This window comes from Micromonospora sp. NPDC000207 (genome assembly GCF_040300925.1).
Lineage (GTDB): Bacteria > Actinomycetota > Actinomycetes > Mycobacteriales > Micromonosporaceae > Micromonospora.
Genome location: NZ_JBEPEQ010000007.1, coordinates 68924 through 74941, shown reverse-complemented (window position 1 = coordinate 74941; position 6018 = coordinate 68924). Strand labels below are relative to the sequence as shown.

Here is a 6018-nt window from a genome sequence, read left to right as displayed (position 1 = left end):
ACCTCCACGAAGCTCTCGTGAGTCTCGGTTGTGCCCTGATCTGCTGGCGACGCTTGATCAAACCACCCCTATGAAGATCGTGTTAGGAGCTCTTAGCGTGACCGGCATGGACATCACGATCAACGCGAGTTTCCTGCCGCACACCGACCCGGAGGCGTCCCTTGCCTTCTACCGGGACACCCTCGGCTTCGAGGTCCGCAACGACGTCGGGTACGCCGGGATGCGGTGGATCACCGTCGGCCCCGCCGGCCAGCCCGGCACCTCGATCGTCCTGCAACCGCCGGCCGCCGACCCGGGGATCACCGACGCCGAGCGCCGGACCGTCACCGAGATGATGGCCAAGGGGACGTACGCGGGGATCCTGCTGGCCACCGACGACCTCGACGGCACCTTCGAACGGTTGCAGGCCGACCACGCCGACGTCGTCCAGGAGCCGACCGACCAGCCGTACGGCGTTCGGGACTTCGCCGTCCGGGACCCCGCAGGTAACCTGGTCCGCGTCCAGCAGCTCCGCTGACCCTGCGAAACCCCTCTGACCTGCACAGACAGCCTGCGGGTGGACCCGGTGGCGCATCCTGCGAGAGAGATGACGATCATGGCCAACAGTGCGGATCAGCAGTCGCCCGCCCGGCACGTCGCCGACAGTCACGAACTGATCCGGGTCCAGGGGGCGCGGGAGAACAACCTCAAGGACGTCGACGTCGAGATCCCGAAGCGTCGGCTCACGGTGTTCACCGGCGTCTCCGGGTCGGGCAAGAGCTCCCTGGTGTTCGGCACCATCGCCGCCGAGTCCCAGCGGATGATCAACGAGACGTACAGCACCTTCGTCCAGGGGTTCATGCCGACCCTGGCCCGGCCCGAGGTCGACCTGCTCGACGGGCTGACCCCGGCGATCATCGTCGACCAGGAGCGGATGGGGGCCAACGCCCGGTCGACCGTCGGCACCGCCACCGACGCCAACGCGATGCTGCGGATCCTGTTCAGCCGCCTCGGTCGGCCGCACGTCGGGTCGGCCCAGGCGTTCTCCTTCAACGTGGCCTCGGTCAGCGGCGCCGGCGCTGTCACGGTGGAGCGCGGCGGCACCACCACGAAGGAGCGGCGCAGTTTCCGCATCACCGGGGGGATGTGTCCCCGGTGTGAGGGGCTGGGACGGGTCAGCGACTTCGACCTCTCCGCGCTCTACGACGACACCAAGTCCCTCAACGAGGGTGCCCTGACGATCCCCGGTTACAGCGTCGACGGCTGGTACGGGCGGATCTTCAGCGGTTGCGGGTTCTTCGACCCGGACAAGCCCCTGCGCCGGTTCACCAAGCGGGAGCTGGACGACCTCCTCCACAAGGAGCCGACCAGGATCAAGGTCGACAACGTCAACGTGACGTACGAGGGGCTGATCCCGAAGATCCAGAAGTCGTTCCTGACCAAGGACCGGGAGGCGATGCAGCCGCACATCCGGGCCTTCGTCGACCGGGCGGTCGTCTTCGCCACCTGCCCGGACTGCGACGGGACCCGGCTCAGCGAAGCCGCCCGGTCGTCCAAGATCGGCGGGGTCGGCATCGCCGACGCGTGCGCGATGCAGATCAGCGACCTGGCCGAGTGGATCCGTGGCCTCCGGGAACCGTCGGTGACCCCGCTGCTGACCACCCTGGGTCGGACCCTCGACTCGTTCGTGGAGATCGGCCTGGGCTACCTCTCCCTCGACCGGCCGGCCGGCAGCCTCTCCGGTGGCGAGGCGCAACGGGTGAAGATGATCCGCCACCTCGGCTCCTCCCTCACCGACGTCACGTACGTCTTCGACGAGCCCACCGCCGGGCTGCACCCCCACGACATCGCCCGGATGAACACCCTCCTGCTGCGGTTGCGGGACAAGGGCAACACCGTGCTGGTGGTGGAGCACAAGCCGGAGACGATCGCGATCGCCGACCACGTCGTCGACCTCGGCCCCGGTGCCGGAACCGCCGGTGGGACCGTCTGCTTCGAGGGCACCGTCGAGGGGCTCCGGGCCGCCGACACCCTGACCGGCCGGCACCTCGACGACCGGTCCACCCTCAAGGAGAAGGTCCGCACCCCCACCGGGGCGTTGGAGATCCGGGGTGCGACGGCGCACAACCTGCGCGACGTCGACGTCGACATCCCGCTGGGGGTCCTGGTCGTCGTCACCGGCGTGGCCGGCTCCGGGAAGAGTTCACTGGTGCACGGGTCGATCCCGGCGGGCACCGGAGTGATCTCCGTCGACCAGGGGGCGATCCGGGGGTCCCGGCGGAGCAACCCGGCGACGTACACCGGGCTGCTCGACCCGATCCGCAAGGCGTTCGCGAAGGCCAACGGGGTGAAACCGGCCCTGTTCAGCGCCAACTCCGAGGGGGCCTGCCCCACCTGCAACGGTGCCGGGGTCATCTACACCGACCTGGCGATGATGGCCGGGGTCGCCACCACCTGCGAGGAGTGCGAGGGCCGGCGGTTCCAGTCCTCGGTCCTGGAGTACCGGCTCGGCGGCCGGAACATCAGCGAGGTCCTGGCGATGTCGGTCACCGAGGCGGAGGCGTTCTTCGGGGCGGGCGAGGCCCGGACCCCCGCCGCCCACGCCGTCCTCGACCGGCTCGCCGACGTCGGGCTCGGCTACCTCAGCCTGGGACAGCCCCTCACCACCCTCTCCGGGGGCGAGCGGCAGCGACTCAAGCTGGCCACCCACATGTCCGCCAAGGGCGGGGTGTACGTCCTCGACGAGCCGACCACCGGCCTGCACCTCGCCGACGTCGAACAGCTCCTGGGCCTGCTCGACCGGCTCGTCGACTCCGGCAAGTCGGTCGTCGTCATCGAGCACCACCAGGCCGTCATGGCACACGCCGACTGGATCGTCGACCTCGGCCCCGGTGCCGGTCACGACGGCGGCCGGATCGTCTTCGAGGGCACCCCCGCCGACCTCGTCGCCGCCCGCTCCACCCTCACCGGCGAACACCTGGCCACGTACGTCAACCCCTGACCCGCCCCGTGCCACCCCGCTGCCCTCGATCGTTGTGCATCCACCTGTACGACACGCCGGAAGGAGTGTCGGTCGATGCACAACGATCAAGCGGAGCCATCTCCACCGATCAGGCGGAGCCATCCCCACCGTGCCCGCTGGCAGGGGTGATGCTAGCGTCGGGGGTATGAGTAGAGGCATCTGGTCGCAGAAGGTGCGCTCCGCCCGCTGACGGCGGCGCCCCTCTCGTAACCGATTCGCGCCCGCCGTCCCGGCTTCCCCGCCGGGCGGCCGCTTCCTGCTGCCCGGCTCGATCCCGAGCTGCGGAGTCTCCTGTGCCTCACACCCCTGATCTCTCTCTGCCTTCGTCGTCCCTGCTCGACCTCGCCGACGCCGACGACCTGCTCGACCTCGCCACCTCCGGCGACCTGCCCGCCGGTTCCAGCGCCCACATCCGGGCGGACGGGATCGGCGTCACCCGAGGCGGCCGTCGTGTCCTGCACGACCTCTCCGTCGCGGTCTCCTCGAAGTCCCGGCTGGCAGTGGTCGGCGAGAACGGCCGCGGCAAGACCACGCTCCTGCACGTGCTCGCGGGGCTGCTCGTACCCGACGACGGGGTGGTCGCGCGGACCGGGACGGTGGGCATGGTCCAGCAGGAGTTGCCCACCCGCTCCGGCGAGACCGTCGGGACCCTCACCTCGGCGGCGCTGCGGGCCTCGCTTGCCGCGTTGGCAGCCCTGGACGCGGCGACCCTCGCCGTCACCGAGGGGGTCGAGGGCGCCGACGAGCAGTACGCGGTGGCCCTTGACGCCGCCACCCGCCTCGACGCCTGGGACGCCGAACGCCGGGTGGACCTGGCGCTGGAGGCGCTGGGTGCCTGCACCGACAGGGACCGGGAGTTGACCACCCTGTCGGTGGGACAGCGCTACCGGGTGCGGCTGGCCTGTCTGCTGGGCGCCCAGTACGACGTCCTGCTGCTCGACGAGCCCACCAACCATCTCGACGCGGACGGTCTGGGGTTCCTGACCCGGCAGCTGCGCGAGCACGGCGGGTTCGCCCTGGTCAGTCACGACCGGGCGCTCCTGCGTGAGGTCGCCGACCAGTTCCTCGACCTCGATCCCAGCCCGGACGGGCACGCCCGGCTCCACGCCGGGGGGTACGACACCTGGCAGGACGAGCGTCGCCGGGAGCGGGAGTCCTGGGGCCAGGAGCACGACCGGCAGCAGGACGAGCAGCGTCGACTCAAGGAGGCCGTCGCCCAGGCCCGGGACCGCCTCCACACGGGGTGGCGACCGGGGAAGGGGACGGGCAAGCACCAGCGTCAGTCCCGGGCGCCCGGGGTGGTGCAGGCCCTCAACCGGCAGCGGGAGACGCTCGAAGCACACCGGATCACGGTTCCGCCGCCGCCGCTGAAACTGCGGTGGCCCGACCTCGGGGCCCGGTCCGGCGCGTCGCTGCTGCGGGTGGCGGACGTGGAGGTGACCGGGCGGCTCCGGGGGCCGATCGGGCTGACCATCGACGCAGGCGACCGGTTGCTGGTCACCGGGGGCAACGGTGCCGGGAAGTCGACCCTCCTGTCGGTGCTCGGCGGTCGGCTCGAACCGACCCGGGGTTCGGTCACCAGGTCGAACCGGGCCCGGATCGCGGTCCTGACCCAGGAGGTGCCCCGGTGGGACCAGGAGTCGACAGCCCGGGAGGTGTACGAGCGGCACGTCGGGTACCTGGTCGGCACCGGGACGATCAGCGCCGGGTCGGCGCTCGGGTTGACCTCGTTCGGCCTGCTGGACCGCACCGCCCTGAACATCCCCGTCTCCCGGATGTCGCAGGGGCAGCAGCGCCGCCTCGACCTGGCGGTCAACCTCGCCGGCCGACCCGACCTGATCGTCTTCGACGAACCCACCAACCACCTGTCGTCGACCCTTGTTGACGAACTCACCGCCGCCCTACGCGGCACCGGGGCGGCGGTGGTCCTCGCCACCCACGACCGGCAACTCCTACGGGACCTCGCCGACTGGCCCCGGCTGCACCTGACCTCGGCCATGGGGTGGGCGGGGAATTCGGGCGGGGTCGATGGAGTTGGCAACCGGCATGACGACTGTGGGACTGATCGGTAGTGGCAACATCGGTGGGACCGTGGCCCGGCTGGCGGTCGCCGCCGGACACGACGTGGTGCTCAGCAACTCGCGGGGTCCGGAGACCCTCGCCGACCTGGTGGCCGAGCTGGGGCCACGGGCCCGGGCGGGCACTCCGGCCCAGGCCGCGGCGGCAGGGGAGATCGTGGTGGTGACGGTGCCGCTGCACGCGTACCGGCAGGTGCCCGTGGCAGAGCTGGCCGGGAAGGTGGTCGTCGACACCAACAACTACTACCCGGAGCGCGACGGGCGGATCGCGGAGCTCGACGACGAGTCGACCACCACCAGCGAACTGCTCCAGGCGCACCTGCCGACGTCGAGGGTGGTCAAGGGGTTCAACAACATCTACTTCGAGCACCTGCTCGCCCTGGCCCGCCCGGCGGGAGCCGCCGACCGCAGCGTCCTGGCCGTCGCCGGGGACGACCCGGCCGCGAAGGCCACTGTCACCGCGTTCTTCGACAGCATCGGGTACGACACCCTCGACGCCGGGCCGCTGGCCGAGGGGTGGCGGTTCCAGCGGGACACGACTGCGTACGCGAGCCTCTACGCCGCGAACCCGGAGAACTTCTTCGACTCCCCTCCGGCCGGTGTCGACGCGGAGAAGCTGGGAGCCGCCCTGGCCGCCGCCCGCCGGTACGCCGACGCCTGACCGTCGGCCACCCCGACCTGACCACGACGCCTGACCGCCCACCCCGACGGGGTACGCCGACCGGATGGCCCGACACCCGCCGGGTCGCCCGGTCGGCGTACTCCCGGGGTCGTCCAGGACCGAACGGGGCGCGCGGCGGAGCCTTGACGCTGTCGGGAGTGCGACGATGAACCGCAGGTCGTCGCGGTGCGCCGACGGTGTCGTGTCACGGTGTGGCCACGACCCGATCGACGTCACCCGGCGGGATAGAGTCGCCCTTCGGCCGTCGGACGGTCGAC

General features: G+C 71.2%; 4 protein-coding genes. All 4 read left to right on the top strand.

Translation table 11 applies throughout. The annotated features are described in order from the left end of the window. The first annotated feature begins 106 nt into the window (after nucleotides 1-106). The 4 genes from ABT336_RS03905 to ABT336_RS03890 all read left to right on the top strand — a co-directional run bounded on the left by ABT336_RS03905 (nucleotide 107) and on the right by ABT336_RS03890 (nucleotide 5740). Nucleotides 107-517 (top strand): VOC family protein, encoded by a 411-nt coding sequence (locus ABT336_RS03905; RefSeq protein ID WP_350894971.1) that lies wholly within the window; start codon nucleotides 107-109, stop codon nucleotides 515-517. A 69-nt stretch (nucleotides 518-586) separates the two neighbouring features. Beyond that, nucleotides 587-2980 (top strand): ATP-binding cassette domain-containing protein, encoded by a 2394-nt coding sequence (locus ABT336_RS03900; protein ID WP_350894970.1) that lies wholly within the window; start codon nucleotides 587-589, stop codon nucleotides 2978-2980. 314 nt (nucleotides 2981-3294) lie between these two features. Next, complete coding sequence (locus tag ABT336_RS03895) at nucleotides 3295-5073, top strand: ATP-binding cassette domain-containing protein (protein ID WP_350894969.1); 1779 nt, start codon at nucleotides 3295-3297, stop codon at nucleotides 5071-5073. Beyond that, nucleotides 5048-5740, top strand: a complete 693-nt coding sequence (locus tag ABT336_RS03890) for an NADPH-dependent F420 reductase (protein ID WP_350894968.1) — start codon at nucleotides 5048-5050, stop codon at nucleotides 5738-5740. The genes ABT336_RS03895 and ABT336_RS03890 overlap by 26 nt, the downstream gene beginning before the upstream one ends. Nucleotides 5741-6018: the final 278 nt, after the last annotated feature.

Bases quoted from the DNA above. Each gene is read 5' to 3' on its own strand.
- ABT336_RS03900 (WP_350894970.1), top strand. From the start codon at position 587: ATGACGATCATGGCCAACAGTGCGGATCAGCAGTCGCCCGCCCGGCAC.
- ABT336_RS03890 (WP_350894968.1), top strand. From the start codon at position 5,048: ATGACGACTGTGGGACTGATCGGTAGTGGCAACATCGGTGGGACCGTG.
- ABT336_RS03905 (WP_350894971.1), top strand. From the start codon at position 107: ATGGACATCACGATCAACGCGAGTTTCCTGCCGCACACCGACCCGGAG.